Origin of the sequence: Idiomarina sp., assembly GCF_019431395.1 — a bacterium.
Taxonomy (GTDB): Bacteria; Pseudomonadota; Gammaproteobacteria; order Enterobacterales; family Alteromonadaceae; genus Idiomarina.
Genome location: NZ_CP080268.1, coordinates 403,691 through 420,277 on the forward strand (window position 1 = coordinate 403,691; position 16,587 = coordinate 420,277).

Consider the following 16,587-nt stretch of genomic DNA (forward strand, 5'->3'; position numbering starts at 1 on the left):
ACCCGAAAAATTATGTCTTTTAATTAATTCCGCACCATCGAGAAGACATAAAAAAACCCGCTCGATGGAGCGGGTTTCTGAACGATTACGATGAGTGTTTTACACGCACGACGTCACAGCCCGCTCTTGCGAGATGTGCCACCACCAATGTTGTACGTTAGTTTTGGTAAACATGTTGTTCTCATCGTTTTGCAATAAATTCAACGCTTGTCTATGAACTTGTATAGTTCCCAAGGCGCCTTTAATAAATGACAAACTAACCAGAACTGGCTAGCTTGTCAAGTCGGTGCTGCCGATTAATTGTCTTACTTATATTCTGCTGGTACGCCTTTACCCGGCAGTGAATTGCCAATGAACTCACGTAAGTCGTCATTGGATTTTTCTAAGTCGGCGCGACGCAGGTACATCATATGGCCACTAAAATAGCCTTTGAACGAGATACGATCTTTCATCAGGCCACTACGGTCTAATTGCCACATGTTGTATTTGGCATCAAAGTAATTGGTTGCGCCGTCAAAATAGCCCGACTGAATCAATACATTCATGTAAGGGTTAGCTGCCATCGCTTCACGTAGCTGTTCACCGGTATTGTTATTTGAACGATCCCAGGGATGTACCGGACCAAACATGTTGTATTTAACGTCGGTAATAAAGTTGAGTTCTTCACGCAAGTAATAATTAATGGCCGGCGTAAATGAGTGTAACCATGAGGTTAGCTCTGCATTATAATCTGGGCGGTCGCCGGCGCGGCGGGCGTCAATACCGAGGTAACGTGAGTCCAGGCGACCAATGGTGCGGTCACGATCGCGCAGTAGCTCCTTCCAGAAATACCAGGTGCTTGGCGCTAAGTTATTGGACAAGACAGCCTCTTCAGACAAACCAGAATAGCGGGCAACCGTTGCCGCTACCTGCTGACGTTCCGCATCCGGTAAACGCGTACCCTGAGCTAGCGCCGGTAAGTAGGTGTCAAAGGTGTAGTCCTCAACTTCAGCCAATACGTCTAATAGTTCGCGTTCCTGCAAGTCGCTGGGCAGCGCCTCGTGATACCACGCAGCGGCTGTGAAGTAAGGTAATTGATTGGCTTCTTTTACCGGACCATCACGGTCTATGCCGATATCCGTTGGTGAAACCAGGATAACACCGTTTATGTACATCCATTGGCGGTTTTGCAGGGCGTTGGCTAACCCGGATACGCGCGTGGTGCCATAGCTTTCGCCAATTAAGAATTTAGGCGATTGCCAGCGGTTGTAACGGCTGGTGAAGGTCGTCATCCATTCTGCCAGGTACTCAACATCCGCATTAACGCCAAAAAACATCTCTTGCTGTTGTTTTTTAGAGGGCATCTCGCCATCTTCGTTAGGTAATACCCGTGAGTAGCCGGTATTGACCGGGTTAATAAAGACAATGTCGGCAACATCCAGAATAGAGTGCGGGTTGTCCTGCACGCCGTAAGGCTGAACCGGGTAACCTTCGTCACTCAGATTGAGAACTTTAGGGCCGGTGTAGGCCAGGTGCATCCAAACGGATGCCGAGCCCGGGCCGCCATTAAATGAGTAAACGATTGGACGTTCTTCGCGGTTGTCAACATCATCGCGTTGATAGTAGGTATAAAATAGTGTCGCGGTTGGGTGACCTTCGTCATTCCAAACCGGTAATGTTCCGGCCGTTGCTGTGTAATCGACCGTTTCACCGTTAATTTCGACACTGCTTTCTGTTACCGAAGTTGTCTCTATCGGTATTTGGCGCATGTGTTCGCTGATGTTTTGCTGTGCGTTAACGCTGGGCGTCGTCAACATGGCACCGGCCAGCGACAGCCCGGCAATAAGAGCAAACGAGGTCTTCATGGTGTTTCTCCTGTGTTTTTGTTGTCTAACATTAACAAAGTTTTACAGGTGGGCGTCAAAGATTATGCGATTATTGTCGGATGATTTACGATATGTGGAATAAACGCAGCTGAAAATGAGTGTGCAATGCGGTTAATTAACTTGAAATTATTGGGCATGGTCTACCTGTCGCTTGCCCTGACGCTGATATTGGCGTTGCCGGTGTCGGCGCAACAGAGCGTATCGCAGCGTTTGGCAGAGCAGCTGCAAAGCTCGGCGGCAGATCAATTAAATGCAGATTTATGGTTAGCGCAGCTGCAGGTAAACGCATTGACTGACGAGCTCAGTGCTGATGACGTTAGGTTAGCGACGCGGGTGGAGGCTCTGTCAGAGCCGTTAAATCAGCTGATCATTGCAGATACCATTCGTATGTCGGGCAATTGGCAGGTGTTAGGTCAGCGGCAAGTCAGCATTAATGAAGTCAGCCTGAGTGGCGCGCAGTTAACGGTGGCTTATTATGCTACCGGGCAATCAAACCTGCATACGCTGATTGAGCAAATACAAGAGCAGGCGGTGCGTTTTCAGCCGGCATCACTGGCATCATTGGCATCACTGGATAATGCAATCGACTGGCAATTACAGACGCTACGTTTTACCGATGTCACCATAAACTTATTCGACCGCGGCGAGCCCATTGCCAGCGTTCACGTACCCAGCCTGGAGTTAAACGAATTAAACCAAGGGCGTAGCACCGAAGGCCAGGTCGATGGGCTCATTTTCCCGATTATCGAACAGCTGTTACGACAATGGCGACAAGGGCAGTCATCGGGTGCTGACAACATTCAGATTGACGGACCCGCGTTGACGCGTTTTTTGATGCGCGAGGCATTGGCGTTTTAAACTTGAGCGAGCCTGCCTTTCGGCGTAAAGTGTAGATAAAATCAAACACCCGTTTAAAAAGAGGCTGTTGTGACACAAGCATCGTATTCGCATATTTTTGAGCCGCTCGACTTAGGCTTTACCCAAATTCGCAACCGTGTGTTAATGGGTTCAATGCACACCGGTCTGGAGGAAGAAAAAGGTGGCTTTGACAAGCTAGCTGCCTTCTATGAAGAGCGTGCAAAAGGCGGCGTTGGGCTGATCGTGACCGGCGGTATTAGTCCCAACACGCGCGGCCGCTTAGCGCCCTTTGGCAGCGAAATGTCTAAGCCCTGGCACGTGGCGAAGCACCGCAAGGTAACCGAGCGTGTCCATCAGCATGGTGCAAAAATCTGTATGCAAATACTGCATGCCGGACGCTATAGTTATCACCCTTTTAGCATGGCACCGAGCGCGATAAAGGCGCCGATTAATCCATTCAAGCCCAAGGCCATGAGCGACGGGCAAATAAAAATCACCATTAGGCACTATGCGCGGGCGGCACGGCTGGCACAAAAGGCGGGTTACGACGGTGTCGAAATCATGGGCTCTGAAGGTTACCTGATTAATCAGTTTTTATGTCCACGAACTAACCAACGTACCGATGATTGGGGCGGGAGCTTTGAAAACCGTATGCGCTTTGCGCTGGATATCGTCAATGCAGTGAGAGCAAAAGTGGGCGCTAACTTCATTATTGTTTTTCGTTTATCCATGTTGGATCTGGTTGAAGACGGACACACGCTGGACGAAGTGTTGCAGTTGGGTAAAGCGCTGGAAAAAGCCGGTGTGAGTATTATTAATACCGGTATCGGTTGGCATGAAGCGCGTGTCCCTACCATTGTGACCTCGGTTCCCAGAGCCGCGTTCAGTTGGATTACTGAACGGGTTAGGCGAGAACTGACGGTGCCGGTGGTGGCGGTTAACCGCATTAATACGCCGGAAATAGCAGAATCCATTCTGTCATCAGGGCAGGCCGATATGGTGTCGATGGCGCGGCCGTTATTGGCTGACCCTGAATTTGTTAACAAAGCACAGCGTCAGCAGGCTGATAAAATAAATACCTGTATTGCGTGTAATCAGGCTTGTCTTGATCATGTTTTCGAAAACAAACGTGCAAGCTGTCTGGTTAACCCGCGAGCGTGCTTCGAAACCGAATTAGTGGTTAAACCTGCACAGCAGAAAAAACGCATTGCCGTAGTGGGCGCCGGTCCTGCGGGTTTGGCCTTCGCCTGTACCGCCGCTGAACGCGGTCATCAGGTCGATCTTTATGACAAAGCCAGCGAAATTGGCGGGCAGTTTAATTATGCGAAACAAATTCCCGGCAAAGAAGAGTTTTACGAAACCATACGCTATTTTGGTGAGCGCTTAAAAGATACCGGTGTAAACGTCAAACTGGGACAAACACAATCGGCCGACGGATTAGTTGCGGGTAACTACGACGAGATAGTTATGGCAACCGGTGTGGTGCCAAGACGACTGGATTTACCCGGCATTGAGCTACCACACGTACTGGGCTACTTAGATGTATTGCGTGACCATAAACCGGTAGGCGAAAAAGTCGCTGTGATTGGCGCCGGCGGAATCGGTTTTGACGTGTCAGAATACCTCACCACCGATAAGTCACTAACGGTGGCGGAACAGGAATGGTCCGAGCGTTGGGGTATTGATAAAGATTATCAGCAGCGTGGTGGCTTAAAACCGCAGCAGCCGGAACCGTCTGCACGTCAGGTGTGGTTGTTACAACGTAAAGAAACCAAAGTCGGTAAAGGCCTGGGTAAAACTTCCGGTTGGGTACACCGAGCCGAGTTAAAGAGTAAAAACGTGAACATGTGGAATGGTGTTAGTTACAAACGCATAGTTGAGAATGGCATTGAAATTGAACGCGACGGCGAAACCATGGTGCTAGAGGTCGATAACGTGGTGATTTGTGCTGGTCAGGTGCCGATGCGTGATCTGCAACAGCAGTTAGTTGACGCTGGCCAGTCGGTTCATCTGATTGGTGGCGCGGACGTAGCGGCAGAGCTGGACGCTAAACGTGCGATTCGCCAGGGTACAGAATTGGCTGCTGCGCTGTAATGCCACACTACGATTTGCACTGCCACACTAATCACTCTGATGGCCAGTTAAGTGTTGAGCAACTGCTGTTGCGTGCGGTTGAGAGGGGGGTGGATGTGCTCGCTATTACTGATCACGACACCCTCAGTGGTAGTCGCGTTGCGACTGAATATCTGCAGCGTAATGTGCTGCCGCTGCAACTGGTCACTGGTGTCGAAATTAGTTGCAGTTGGCATGCGTTCGAGATTCACGTGGTGGCGTTAAACGTCGATTTAGACAACGCAAGCTTGAATGACTTGCTGCAACAGCAACAGCAGGCGCGCGAACAGCGCTTTGCACAAATGTTGGATAAGCTGACCAAGCGTGCCGTTATGTTAAGCCGCGAAGAATGCCGCATAACGGGTATGCCAACGCGCAAACACCTGGCCGATGCGATGGTCGAAAAAGGCATTGTCGAGCATCCGCAGCAAGCCTTTGATCGGTATATCGGCAAAGGCAATAGTGCTTACGTTAAGGCGCAGTGGTGTGATATCGAAACGGCGATAGCAGCGATCCATGCCGCCGGTGGCAGTGCGGTACTTGCTCATCCGCATGCTTATAAACTATCAAATAAGTGGTTACGCAAGCTCTGTCAGGAAGCCAAAGCCTGGGGCCTGGATGGCATTGAAGTGAGTATTAGCCAGCAACCCGAAGGGCATCGTAAAGCGTTGGCTGAGTTTGCCGCCGATTATGATTTAAAAGCGTCACAAGGTTCAGATTTTCATCATCCCAATGGCTGGCGCGATTTAGGCAAAAACCTTTGTCTGCCCGAACACTGTGTGCCAATATGGAGTGCATGGTCGCCCACCTAACTCAGGAGGCTTACATGAGCCAGTACTTTGACATTCATCCGGATAATCCGCAAAAGCGATTAGTGCAACAAGCCGTCGATATTATTCATCGCGGCGGCGTGGTTGTGTATCCAACCGATTCAGGTTACGCGATAGGTTGCCAGTTAGGCAATAAGCAGGGCGTTGACAGGATTTGCCAAATCCGTGATATCGATAAAGAACATAACTTTACCCTGATGTGTCGTGATTTGTCGGAGTTATCCATTTATGCGCGAGTCGATAACGATGCTTTTCGACTGTTAAAAAATAATACGCCGGGGCCGTATACCTTTATCCTGAAAGGCACCAAGGAAGTACCTAAGCGATTATTGAACCCCAAGCGAAAAACTATCGGTATTCGTGTTCCCACTAATAAAATTGCCTTGGCTTTGTTAGAAGAACTCGATGAGCCGCTGATGTCGACCAGTTTAATTCTTGGTGATAATGAGTTAGCGGAAGCTGACCCGCAACGCATTCGGGAGCAATTAGAAAAATTGGTGGATTTGATTATCGATGGCGGTAATAAAGCGGAACATCCGACTACCGTAGTGGATTTATCCGATGGTGCACCCACTATTCGACGCGAAGGTGCCGGTGACATTGAACCCTTTAGCTTTTAATTCCCTGAGCGCTAAGCGTGGCCATGGCTGAACAACAATCATTGCCGCTGGGTTTTGTTCGTGGTGAACCGGTCATTGAAAAACCGGAGGATCTGTATATTCCACCGGATGCGCTGGAAGTTATCCTGGAAACCTTTTCCGGGCCCATGGATCTGTTGCTTTATTTAATTCGTCGACAAAAACTGGATATTGTCGATATACCGGTGCTGACTATCACGCGACAGTATGTCGAATACGTCGAAATGATGAAAGAGCTTAAGCTGGAGTTGGCTGCGGATTATTTGGTTATGGCGGCAATGTTGGCAGAAATTAAAAGTCGTTTGCTATTACCTAAAGCGCCTCAGGAGGATGACGAGGAAGCGGATCCCAGAGCTGAGCTGGTGCGCAGATTACAGGAATATGAAGCGATTCGCCGTGGCGCAGAATATATTGACGCACAGCCGCAGACAGGTCGCGACAGCTGGCTGAGCGAAATTCATACCGATGCCCGCGAGTATGTGACGACACCACCGCCGGAAGTCACGTTGGAAGACATCACCTTAGCGTTTAGCCGGGTGCTGCAATCAATAAAGTTACAGGCGCACCATCAAATTAAACGTGAGCAGCTTTCTACCCGTGCACGAATGAGTCAAGTTATTGAATTGCTGCAAGAAAAATCATATATCAGCTTTAGCAAATTGTTTACTCGCAGCGAAGGCCGCGCGGGCGCCGTGGTTAGTTTTTTAGCAATTTTGGAACTTGTGAAGGAATCAATGATAGAATTGACGCAGATGGAGCCAATGAGCGACATTCATATTAGGTTAAAACGTCAACATGATGAATTCGACCCAGCTTAAACAATTGCTAGAAGCCGCGTTATTTGCACATCCACAGCCGTTGACGGCTGAGCAGTTGCAGCAGCTTGTGCTCAATGCAGGAGAAACCTCGTTAGCAGCAGTAAAGGCGACCCTGCAGGAATTGCAGCACGATTATCAGGAACGCGGTATCGAGCTGGTGAAAGTTGCATCAGGATATCGTTTTCAAACACGTGCCGATTTGGGCCAGCGTTTAGCCGGACTGTGGCAGGAAAAGCCACCACGCTATTCGCAGGCCTTGTTGGAAACCTTGGCTTTGATTGTTTACCGCCAGCCGATTACCCGCGGTGAGATTGAACAAATTCGTGGTGTTAGTGTTAGTAGTAACATCATGAAAACGTTGCAGGAACGTGGCTGGATAAAAGTGGTCGGCGTTAAAGAAGTACCGGGCAGACCGCAACTTTATGCAACCACGGCCGAGTTTTTAGACGATTTTAACCTGCAAACATTAGATGAATTGCCGGCAATTGATGTGCCGGAAGATGAACGTACCGCTGAGACAGCGATTAACGAGAGAGACCTGAATGACTGAAAAGTTACAAAAAGTATTAGCACGCTCCGGCCATGGCTCACGTCGGGAGATTGAAGCCAAAATATCAGCCGGACGCATACGTGTTAATGGCAAAGTGGCAAGACTTGGCGAGCGTATCGACGCTGATGCGCAGGTTCGTATTGATGGCCATGAAGCACAAATAAAGCCGGAAGAAGCGGTGATTTGCCGTGTACTCATGTATCATAAGCCTGAGGGCGAACTGTGTACGCGTAAGGATCCCGAAGGGCGTCCAACGGTCTATGACCGGTTGCCGAAAATGTCCGGCGCGCGCTGGGTTGCCGTGGGGCGTCTTGACGTTAATACCTCAGGTCTGTTGTTGTTTACTACCGACGGCGAACTCGCTAATCGCCTGATGCACCCAAGCCAGCAGGTAGAGCGGGAATATGCCGTGCGCATTTTTGGTGAAGTTGACGAAGCGATGTTGCAACGCTTACTTAAAGGCGTGCAATTAGAAGATGGCCCGGCCAAATTTAATACCATCAAGCAAGCCGGTGGCGAAGGCATCAACCGCTGGTTTCATGTCACCCTGAGCGAAGGGCGTAACCGCGAGGTACGACGCTTATGGGAGTCGCAGGAAGTTCAGGTCAGCCGCTTGATTCGCGTTCGCTACGGCAACATTCCGCTTGAATCAGGCCTACCGCAGGGTGGTTGGGCAGAACTGGCGCTGGAAGATGTTAACTATTTACGCAAGCAAGTGAAGTTGGCGCCTGAAACACGGTCGTTTATTGACCCACGTAATCAGGAATCGAAGCAGCGTCGGTTTGGCAAAATCCGTAAAGTTACCGCTAAAAGAAAACAACAGTTAAGACAACAAAAACCGCGCGCCAGTAAGCCTAAAAAGTAACATGCGCTGGTGGTTTAAAGAGTATAGCAGCGAGCAACACCTATTGCTCGCTTTACCTTATCTCAGCGATGTATGGCGCGCGTCCGGCGAGCCGGCGCAAAAAGCCATAAAACAGCTACAGCAACAACTTTCTTCCTCGGTTAATGTTCACTGTCTTGATTATCATAACATCGCCTATAACGATATTTGGCTTCGCGATACCTTACCGTTATGGTTTAAACAGGCTAGCAGTTCTGGCTGGCAGGGGATTTTACCTGCTTTTGATGGATGGGGCGGAATACAGCATCAGATAAACGCCGATCAAACACTAGCGCAGCGTTTATTCGACTATCCAATAAGTGCTGCGTGCTGGTGTGGTGAAGGCGGTATGTTCAGTCATAACGGCGAGTGGTTACTGGTGGGGATGGCGTGTTTAAAGCAACGCAATCCCGGCATGACTGAAGCGTACTTAAAGAACCTGATTAGCAATAATTTTAGCCCGTTAAAACCGATATTTGTTGATACCCGTTTGAGTGCTGACGAAACCGGCGGACATATTGATAACATGGCGCTGTTTATTGATGATGACACGCTGCTTTTCTGTACTACCGATGATCCGAATCATCCTGACTATCAGGCGTGCCGGATATTAGAGAAAGCACTTGATCAACTTCCGGATAGCATTAACAAAGTGGCTATGCCGCTACCCTATCCGCAGTCAGCGACAGTCGCAGAACGTCGTGGTTTGGCTTGCATAACGGGTGCGTTGCAGCGCACCACCGCAGTTAAATTGTTGTGTAGCTACGTTAATGTTGTTGCCATAGGAAACGTCATTGTGCTGCCGCACTATCAAATTGATTACGATGTCGTTGCGTTACACTGTTTACAGCAGGCATTGCCGGGTAAAACGATAGTGTCGGCGGCCGCGCGCGAGTTTGTGCTCGGCGGCGGGGGACTGCATTGTATTAGCCATTCTGTGCCGGCGGCAGTGGCGCAATCTGTAATCGCTGACGGCCACGTTCTTTAGCAGCGTACAGCACGTCATCAGCACGCTTATAGAGTCGCTCGAAGGTATCATCGGCAGTCGCTTCGGCAAAGCCCATCGAAAAAGTTACCCGATAATCTCTGGGCAATCCTTTGATTTCAACCTCGTTCATGCGATTAAGAATGCGTGAAAAAATCAGTTCGGCATCATTTTCTGACGCATCGAATAACACTAATAACCACTCTTCTCCGCCCATGCGGCCGAAATGGTCCTGACGTCGCAAACATTCCTGTGTAACATCTGCGAACCGCTTGAGTACGGCATCGCCTACGTCATGCCCAAAGGAATCATTGACCTGTTTAAAGTAATCAAAATCAATAATAGCCAATGCCAGTGCAGCCTTATTCTGACGAACTTGCTCAAGACCCAATTTACAATGGCGAACAACCGCGCGGCGATTCGGTGCGCCGGTTAAATCGTCTTTAAGTGCTAACTCTGCATAGCGGCGTCTGGAGCGCATTTGTTGGTACAAAAAGTAACTGATCAATAGCACAATGGCAGCCCCTGAAAACAACAGCCACAGCATCAGGTAATTGGATGTCTGCTGTTCCTGTAATTGCAGTTGTTGTAGCTGGTTTTCCTTTTGCAGCAACTCATTGGTTGCCTCCTGCTCGCGGATTTCCAGGCGTACCATAATTTCCTGTATTTGCTTGTTTTGTAACGCGGCCTGCTCTTGCAGTAAGTAGTCTACGGAGGTTTTGTAGGCCTCTAACGCTTGTCTATCGTTTCCCTGTTGCTGATGATAGTCGGAAATAATTTCATATAGCCGTTGCTTCAGGGTTACGTCTTGCAGCGTGTTAATAAGCGACTGCATGGTGTCAATAACACCTTTTGCCGATGCTAATCGTGCCTCGGCCAATAAAATCTCTGCTTTCAGTAGCAGCGACTGTGCTTCCATTGGATGAGCTGCGGCATCGCGAAAGTCGGGTAGGGTTTTATCGAGTAAGGTTAGAGCAATATCATTATTGCCTTGCTGATGTTCTATTTCTGCCAGTCGCATTTGGGCGTATGCGACACCGAGGCCGTCATTGATACTGCGACTGGTTTGCAGTGCCTGCTCAAAGAATTCACGTGCTCGCGAAAGTTCTCCTGTCCGGGCATAGGCGCGGGCCAGATTGTATTCTGCCACCGAACGATCCCAGGCACCGAGTGCATCCCTTGCTATTTCGTAAGCATCCCGAATGTGTTCTAAGGCGATCCCTGTGGCTCCAACATCCAGATAAATGGCACCAATCAGACTATGAAACTCAAGTTGCAGGCGCGGCAAATCGGAACGCTGTTCGGCTTCCAGTGACTCCAGTATTTCCAGTGCGCGGGCAACGTCCCCTGAATCATGAAAAACTTGCGCCTCGAGTATCTCTGCCTCTATAAACAGGTTGCTATTGCCACTAGTTTTAGCTGCTTCTACCGCATAGCTGGCACTTGCTGCGGCGCGATTTAAAATACCGCGCTGTAAAAAGTACCAGCCTTGGTTAATCCGCAGTAACGCTGTGGCTACAGGGTCATCAGCAATGTTCGCAAAGCGAAGCCCTTCCTCTATAGTAGACTGAACTTGATCCTCATTACCGGAATAGCGCAGCGCTTCGGCGCGCAGGGCGTAGGCCATAGCTAATTTGGAAAAATCACGCTGACTGTCGTAGGTTTCTATCCACTGCTGGCTGGTTTCTAACCATTTGTCGGGGTCACTACTGGCATCAATCCGCCATTGCTGCCACGGCTCAGATGCCAGACCGGGTAGGCTGGAGAGCAAAAAACTTAAAATGATGAGAGCGCGAAATGTTAGCTTCACGATTTACTCATATAACAGGTTATAAAGTGAGTGTATTACAACGATCGCGGCTTGTCCCTATCAGTTTTTAGCAGCAACACTAAAAACCACGTTTAAACGCGCTTCGATCTCTTGCGCTCCGGGTAGCGATGGGGATTTAGAGCGACTATCCATAGCTGCCATTTCGAACATTACCGGACGCGCCATAGATTGCTCCTGGACGCTCATCACGGATACGATCTCGAGTCCTGCTGTAGTGGCGATAAACTCGGCCTTATTGCGGGCATTTTCGAAGGCCTTCTGTAATGCTTGTTGATACAGCTGTTGCTGGTCTGAAACTTCAAAACGCACCTGGCCGACGCGGGTCACACCCTGTGCAATGGCTAAATCGATAATTTGATCATATAGCGCTAAACTGGGCAGCGTAACATCGATATTTCGGCTTACTATAAAGCCACGTTGTTCGCGCTTGCCATCGTTATCCGTCTCGTATTGAGGATAAATACTGAGCTGGAATGACTGAATATTATCGCGCGGAATATCGTGATCGAGTAAATCATCGATTAAGCGCGTGGTATATTGGTCAACCTGGGTTTTTAATGCGCTAAGTTTGTTACCGCGCTGTTCGATAGCGAAGCTTATCGAGGCTTGGTCAGGTACCGCACTTACGCTGGCTGCCCCGGTAACGCTGATACCTGATTGCTGGCCACGATCAAACGTTTGGCCGTACGCAGTAAACGACATAAGCAATGCTAAACCGACCGTTAGCAACAGGGTAGGTTTCCAAAATGGATCGGAGTGTTTCATTATTATGCTTTACCTAAGGTCTGCCGAATTTGCCAAATTGGAGTCACTACATGGATAAAAGTTCCACAATGGGCGAAAAAAGCGAACAAGAACAACGACAAACACTAAAAGATAGTGCGTTTAGATTACTGGCTCGGCGCGAACACAGCCAATTTGAGTTGCGCCAAAAATTGGCGCAAAAAGGCTGGCCTAAAAGCTGGATTGTGGAACTGGTTAATTGGCTGGCCGAAGAGGGCTGGCAAAGCGATGAACGGTTTGCGCAAAGCTTTGTTCGAGACAAACTCATGCAGCGTCAGGGGCGCTTGAAAATTATCGCGCAGGCAACCCAACAACGCGGGCTTGATAGAGAATTGTTGGAGCAGGTACTGGCTCAACACGAAGTAGACTGGCGTTCGCAGTGTCGTGAGGTGCATGCCCGTAAATTCGGCGAACAACCGCCCGAAGATAAAAAACAATGGGCTAAACGAGTGCGCTATTTACAGCAACGGGGTTTTAACAGCGATGAAATTTTTGCCGTATTAGGCGAGCTCGAGCGCTAGGCGTAGGATTCTGTTCATGCTAATCTTACGCGTATATTTTGATTGAAATTCGCCCGTGGCGGCAAACGTTCTATAGGATCTTAAATGAGCATGAATAGCGCCCAAATTCGAGAGAAGTTTCTGCAGTTTTTTGCTGACCGAGGACACGAGCGCGTCCCCTCAGCGTCTATGATTCCGGGCAATGACCCTACGTTATTATTCACTAATGCTGGTATGGTGCCATTCAAGGACGTCTTTTTGGGTACTGACAAACGTCGCTACACACGTGCCACCTCAGCGCAACGTTGCCTGCGTGCCGGCGGCAAGCACAACGATCTGGAAAATGTCGGCTACACCGCGCGTCACCATACATTCTTTGAAATGCTGGGTAACTTTAGTTTCGGTGATTACTTTAAACGCCAGGCTATTCAGTACGCATGGGAATTTTTGACCGAAGAGCTCGGATTACCTGTTGAGAAACTCTGGGTTACGGTATTTACCGAGGATGACGAAGCCTACGATATTTGGGCAAAAGAAATTGGCGTGCCGGAAGATCGCATCTCGCGAATTGGCGAGAAAGATAACTTCTGGTCGATGGGCGATACTGGTCCTTGTGGGCCATGCTCTGAAGTCTTTTATGATCACGGCCCCGAGGTTTGGGGCGGCCCACCGGGAACACCGGAAGAAGACGGAGATCGCTTTATCGAGATCTGGAACCTGGTATTCATGCAATATAACCGTCAAGCGGACGGTACCATGGAGCCGCTGCCTGATCCCTCAATCGATACCGGCATGGGCCTGGAACGCATTGCCGCTATTTTGCAAGGTGTGCACAGCAATTACGAAACCGATACCTTCCAGGCGCTGATAAAAGCGGCAGCAAAAGCGGTAGGCACGGACGATCTGCAAAGCAAATCGCTACGCGTTATTGCTGACCATATACGCTCTTGTTCATTTTTAATCGTGGATGGCGTGATGCCTTCAAACGAAGGCCGGGGTTACGTGTTGCGTCGGATTATCCGCCGCGCAGTGCGCCATGGCCACTTACTGGGTGCTAAGCAAGCGTTCTTTTACCAGTTAGTCGATGAACTGATTAACCAAATGGGCGATGCCTATCCTGAACTGAAGCAAAAACAGCAAGTTATCCAAGAGGCATTGCAACGCGAAGAACAGCAGTTTGCTAAAACCCTTGAACGTGGGCTGGTGATTTTAAACGAAGAAATAGCCAAGTTAAGCGACGGTGTTATTCCCGGCTCAGTAGTTTTTAAACTGTATGATACTTACGGTTTCCCGATGGACTTAACCGCTGACATCGCGCGCGAGCAAGAATTAACCATTGATGAAGCCGGTTTTGATGAGGCGATGGCGGAGCAACGTCAACGCGCTCAGCAAAGTTCGCAATTCGGTGTTGATTACAACAGTCAGCTTAAATCATCGCAGCAAAGCGAATTCCTCGGCTATAGCGAAGACCAGGGTCAGTCGAACGTGGTCGAGCTGTTTAAGGATGGTAAGCAGGTTGAGCAATTAGCTGCGGGCGACAATGGCATTGTGGTACTGACGGCGACACCGTTTTATGCTGAAAGCGGTGGGCAAGTCGGCGATACCGGGCGGCTGCTGCTCGCTGACGGAGAGTTTGAGGTTAACGATACCCAGTATGTCGGTAAAGCGATCGCACATCACGGTACCGCTAAAGCTGACATAAAGGTTAATCAAACAGTCACTGCCATTGTTGACGCTGAGCGTCGAGATAATATTCGTCGCAACCACTCGGCTACCCATTTGTTACATGCTGCGCTGCGCAATTTATTGGGCGAGCACGTAAACCAGAAGGGTTCTTTGGTTGAAGCCGAGCGTATGCGTTTTGACTTTTCTCACTTTGAACCGGTGAGTGCGAATCAATTGGCGCAATTAGAGCGTGAAGTTAACGCGCAAATCCGCGCTAATGTTGACCTGAAAACGCAACTAATGAACATCGAAGAAGCCAAAAAGGCTGGTGCGATGGCGTTATTTGGCGAAAAATACGACGATGATGTCCGGGTTGTCAGTATGGGCGATTTTTCGATGGAACTTTGTGGTGGTACACATGTTCGTGCGACGGGTGATATCGGTTTGTTCCGTATTATTAACGAAACGGGTATCGCATCGGGCGTGCGCCGCATTGAAGTTTTGACCGGCGCGGCAGCGATTAATTACACGCAACAGCAGCAGAAAATGCTGGATCAGTTAGCGGCCGAGTTTAAGACGGACCGTGATTCAGTCGGTGAAAAAGTTGCTCAGTTACAACACAAGAATAAAGAACTTGAACGCGACAAAGGGCAGCTACAACAAAAGCTTGCACAGCAGGCTGGCGGCGGTCTTATTAACCAGGCTACCGATATCGCCGGCATCAAAGTCATTGTTGCAGCACTCGAGGACACTGATGCAAAGGCGTTGCGTGGATTAGTTGATGATCTTAAGAACCAATTATCATCAGGTATCGTATTACTTGGAACAGCACAGGCTAATAAAGTTAGCCTGATTGCTGGTGTAACCAAAGATTTGACGGCAAAGGTTAAGGCCGGTGAACTTGTGAACCAAGCCGCAAACGTTGTCGGAGGTAAAGGTGGTGGACGTCCGGATATGGCTCAGGCCGGCGGCTCGCAACCTGAACATCTAAGTGAAGCCTTGGCGACCGCAACAACTTGGTTGGAGCAAACACTCAAAAGTTAACGTGCATTTATATGTTCCGTTATAGTGTAATTGTTGCGGATGTTGTTAGACTGCCAATCAATAACTTAGGGAAACGTTCTAATTCGCGGTGAAGCGGAACAGTATTGAAGGAGCAAGTTATGTTGATTTTGACACGCCGGGTAGGCGAAACACTGATGATTGGCGACGATGTATCCGTAACGGTGCTCGGCGTAAAAGGTAATCAAGTGCGCATAGGCGTTAATGCACCGAAAGAAGTTTCCGTGCATCGCGAAGAAATTTACATGCGCATTCAGTCAGAAAAAGACGACGAACAGTCTAACGAAGAGTAACGATTAGCATATAGGCCAGTAGTAAGTTACTGGCCTATTGTTTAAAGTTGCTAAAAGCCAGCTAGTGCTGGCTTTTGTGTTTTTACAGGGTTTTGCCTGAAATCTAGTCGAGATGGTTAAATATCCCACACTTGAACGCTAGATACTAAAAAAGCAATTGACATTATAGCCAACATCGCTAGAATGCTCGCCACAACGTTACGGAGAGGTGGCCGAGTGGCTGAAGGCGCTCCCCTGCTAAGGGAGTATAGGGTTTGTAGCCCTATCGAGGGTTCGAATCCCTCCCTCTCCGCCACGTAACGTTTTGTTGTTAAAGTAAGTTTGAAATGCGCGCTCGTAGCTCAGCTGGATAGAGTACCTGGCTACGAACCAGGCGGTCGAAGGTTCGAATCCTTCCGAGCGCGCCACTTTCAACACTGCCTACTGCGCGCTCGTAGCTCAGCTGGATAGAGTACCTGGCTACGAACCAGGCGGTCGAAGGTTCGAATCCTTCCGAGCGCGCCATTTCTTTGATTTTCCTTTATTTTATTTCTTTATAGTCACTATATTCCCCTTTATCTACTTGCTAAGCCTGCTACCATAGTCTTTAATCTTTTTATAACATTTAGGCTTTATCTGCAGGAGTTGTCGTGACTGACTTATTTAGTAATGCCGCAGAAATTATGCTGGTCGGCATGGGCGCTGTGTTGGCGTTCTTGCTGCTATTGATCGCTGCTATGATGCTAATGGCAAAGGTGATCCCACACCCCGAGCCAACGACATCCCGCCAGAGCGCCACAGCGCAAGGATCCACAACGACAGGCGATAACGTATCACCTAAAGTCGTTGCAGCGATCAGTGCTGCGGTGCATCGCTATCGTTCGACTAACCAAAATCATAAAAAATAACGGTAGCCAGCCAGTCCGAACAAAAAC

General features: G+C 49.1%; 15 protein-coding genes and 3 tRNA genes. 15 read left to right on the forward strand and 3 right to left on the reverse strand.

Going from position 1 to position 16,587, the window contains the following annotated elements:
* Positions 1-305: 305 nt before the first annotated feature.
* Positions 306-1,844 carry a carboxypeptidase gene (locus KZ771_RS02055; RefSeq protein ID WP_290654214.1) on the reverse strand — a complete coding sequence of 513 codons (1,539 nt, stop codon included), beginning with the start codon at positions 1,842-1,844 and terminating at the stop codon, positions 306-308.
* A 126-nt stretch (positions 1,845-1,970) separates the two neighbouring features.
* On the opposite strand from KZ771_RS02055, the gene KZ771_RS02060 reads away from it, so the two are divergent.
* From KZ771_RS02060 to KZ771_RS02095, 8 genes are all read left to right on the forward strand, one after another.
* Positions 1,971-2,723, forward strand: coding sequence for a hypothetical protein (locus KZ771_RS02060; RefSeq protein WP_290654215.1), 753 nt, complete (start codon positions 1,971-1,973; stop codon positions 2,721-2,723).
* Positions 2,724-2,792: 69 nt separating this feature from the next.
* Positions 2,793-4,817, forward strand: a complete 2,025-nt coding sequence (locus tag KZ771_RS02065) for an NADPH-dependent 2,4-dienoyl-CoA reductase (protein ID WP_290654216.1) — start codon at positions 2,793-2,795, stop codon at positions 4,815-4,817.
* The gene (locus tag KZ771_RS02070; protein ID WP_290654217.1) at positions 4,817-5,647 is read left to right on the forward strand and encodes a PHP domain-containing protein; all 831 of its coding nucleotides are present in this window, start codon (positions 4,817-4,819) and stop codon (positions 5,645-5,647) included. The genes KZ771_RS02065 and KZ771_RS02070 overlap by 1 nt, the downstream gene beginning before the upstream one ends.
* 14 nt (positions 5,648-5,661) lie before the next feature.
* Positions 5,662-6,285: an L-threonylcarbamoyladenylate synthase gene (locus tag KZ771_RS02075; RefSeq protein WP_133540107.1), complete on the forward strand. Its 624-nt coding sequence runs from the start codon at positions 5,662-5,664 to the stop codon at positions 6,283-6,285.
* Positions 6,286-6,308: 23 nt separating this feature from the next.
* Positions 6,309-7,121, forward strand: a complete 813-nt coding sequence (locus tag KZ771_RS02080; protein ID WP_290654218.1) for a ScpA family protein — start codon at positions 6,309-6,311, stop codon at positions 7,119-7,121.
* On the forward strand, positions 7,102-7,671 hold the full coding sequence (scpB, locus tag KZ771_RS02085; protein ID WP_290571549.1) for an SMC-Scp complex subunit ScpB: 570 nt from the start codon (positions 7,102-7,104) through the stop codon (positions 7,669-7,671). Before KZ771_RS02080 ends, scpB begins: the two co-directional genes overlap by 20 nt.
* Positions 7,664-8,536 (forward strand): 23S rRNA pseudouridine(2605) synthase RluB, encoded by an 873-nt coding sequence (gene rluB, locus KZ771_RS02090; RefSeq protein ID WP_290654219.1) that lies wholly within the window; start codon positions 7,664-7,666, stop codon positions 8,534-8,536. The genes scpB and rluB overlap by 8 nt, the downstream gene beginning before the upstream one ends.
* Position 8,537: 1 nt before the next feature.
* Complete coding sequence (locus tag KZ771_RS02095; RefSeq protein WP_290654220.1) at positions 8,538-9,542, forward strand: agmatine deiminase family protein; 1,005 nt, start codon at positions 8,538-8,540, stop codon at positions 9,540-9,542.
* Here the strand turns inward: KZ771_RS02095 and KZ771_RS02100 are convergent.
* Together KZ771_RS02100 and KZ771_RS02105 are read right to left on the reverse strand one after the other, a co-directional pair.
* Entirely contained in the window at positions 9,481-11,349 is a 1,869-nt protein-coding gene (locus KZ771_RS02100) for a GGDEF domain-containing protein (RefSeq protein ID WP_290654221.1), read from the reverse strand. The genes KZ771_RS02095 and KZ771_RS02100 overlap by 62 nt on opposite strands.
* A gap of 60 nt (positions 11,350-11,409) precedes the next feature.
* Positions 11,410-12,135 carry an SIMPL domain-containing protein gene (locus tag KZ771_RS02105; protein ID WP_290654222.1) on the reverse strand — a complete coding sequence of 242 codons (726 nt, stop codon included), beginning with the start codon at positions 12,133-12,135 and terminating at the stop codon, positions 11,410-11,412.
* A 50-nt stretch (positions 12,136-12,185) separates the two neighbouring features.
* Here KZ771_RS02105 and KZ771_RS02110 point away from each other — a divergent pair, with 50 nt between their 5' ends.
* From KZ771_RS02110 to KZ771_RS02140, 7 genes are all read left to right on the forward strand, one after another.
* Positions 12,186-12,674 (forward strand): regulatory protein RecX, encoded by a 489-nt coding sequence (locus KZ771_RS02110; protein WP_243734545.1) that lies wholly within the window; start codon positions 12,186-12,188, stop codon positions 12,672-12,674.
* An 84-nt stretch (positions 12,675-12,758) separates the two neighbouring features.
* Positions 12,759-15,362 (forward strand): alanine--tRNA ligase, encoded by a 2,604-nt coding sequence (gene alaS, locus KZ771_RS02115; RefSeq protein ID WP_290654223.1) that lies wholly within the window; start codon positions 12,759-12,761, stop codon positions 15,360-15,362.
* 119 nt (positions 15,363-15,481) lie between these two features.
* Complete coding sequence (csrA, locus tag KZ771_RS02120) at positions 15,482-15,673, forward strand: carbon storage regulator CsrA (protein WP_133540112.1); 192 nt, start codon at positions 15,482-15,484, stop codon at positions 15,671-15,673.
* A 202-nt stretch (positions 15,674-15,875) separates the two neighbouring features.
* Positions 15,876-15,968: transfer RNA gene (locus KZ771_RS02125), tRNA-Ser, on the forward strand.
* A 35-nt stretch (positions 15,969-16,003) separates the two neighbouring features.
* A tRNA-Arg gene (locus tag KZ771_RS02130) sits at positions 16,004-16,080 on the forward strand.
* A gap of 20 nt (positions 16,081-16,100) precedes the next feature.
* Positions 16,101-16,177 (forward strand) — tRNA-Arg (locus KZ771_RS02135).
* Positions 16,178-16,302: 125 nt separating this feature from the next.
* A complete protein-coding gene (locus KZ771_RS02140) occupies positions 16,303-16,560 on the forward strand; it encodes an oxaloacetate decarboxylase subunit gamma (protein ID WP_133540113.1) in 258 nt (85 codons plus the stop codon).
* The last annotated feature ends 27 nt before the right edge of the window (positions 16,561-16,587 follow it).

Excerpts from the sequence above, each read along its gene's own strand:
- KZ771_RS02055 (WP_290654214.1), bottom strand. The coding sequence starts at position 1,844 with ATGAAGACCTCGTTTGCTCTTATTGCCGGGCTGTCGCTGGCCGGTGCC.
- KZ771_RS02060 (WP_290654215.1), top strand. The coding sequence starts at position 1,971 with ATGCGGTTAATTAACTTGAAATTATTGGGCATGGTCTACCTGTCGCTT.
- KZ771_RS02070 (WP_290654217.1), top strand. The coding sequence starts at position 4,817 with ATGCCACACTACGATTTGCACTGCCACACTAATCACTCTGATGGCCAG.
- KZ771_RS02075 (WP_133540107.1), top strand. The coding sequence starts at position 5,662 with ATGAGCCAGTACTTTGACATTCATCCGGATAATCCGCAAAAGCGATTA.
- KZ771_RS02080 (WP_290654218.1), top strand. The coding sequence starts at position 6,309 with ATGGCTGAACAACAATCATTGCCGCTGGGTTTTGTTCGTGGTGAACCG.
- scpB (WP_290571549.1), top strand. The coding sequence starts at position 7,102 with ATGAATTCGACCCAGCTTAAACAATTGCTAGAAGCCGCGTTATTTGCA.
- rluB (WP_290654219.1), top strand. The coding sequence starts at position 7,664 with ATGACTGAAAAGTTACAAAAAGTATTAGCACGCTCCGGCCATGGCTCA.
- KZ771_RS02095 (WP_290654220.1), top strand. The coding sequence starts at position 8,538 with ATGCGCTGGTGGTTTAAAGAGTATAGCAGCGAGCAACACCTATTGCTC.
- KZ771_RS02105 (WP_290654222.1), bottom strand. The coding sequence starts at position 12,135 with ATGAAACACTCCGATCCATTTTGGAAACCTACCCTGTTGCTAACGGTC.
- KZ771_RS02110 (WP_243734545.1), top strand. The coding sequence starts at position 12,186 with ATGGATAAAAGTTCCACAATGGGCGAAAAAAGCGAACAAGAACAACGA.
- alaS (WP_290654223.1), top strand. The coding sequence starts at position 12,759 with ATGAGCATGAATAGCGCCCAAATTCGAGAGAAGTTTCTGCAGTTTTTT.
- csrA (WP_133540112.1), top strand. The coding sequence starts at position 15,482 with ATGTTGATTTTGACACGCCGGGTAGGCGAAACACTGATGATTGGCGAC.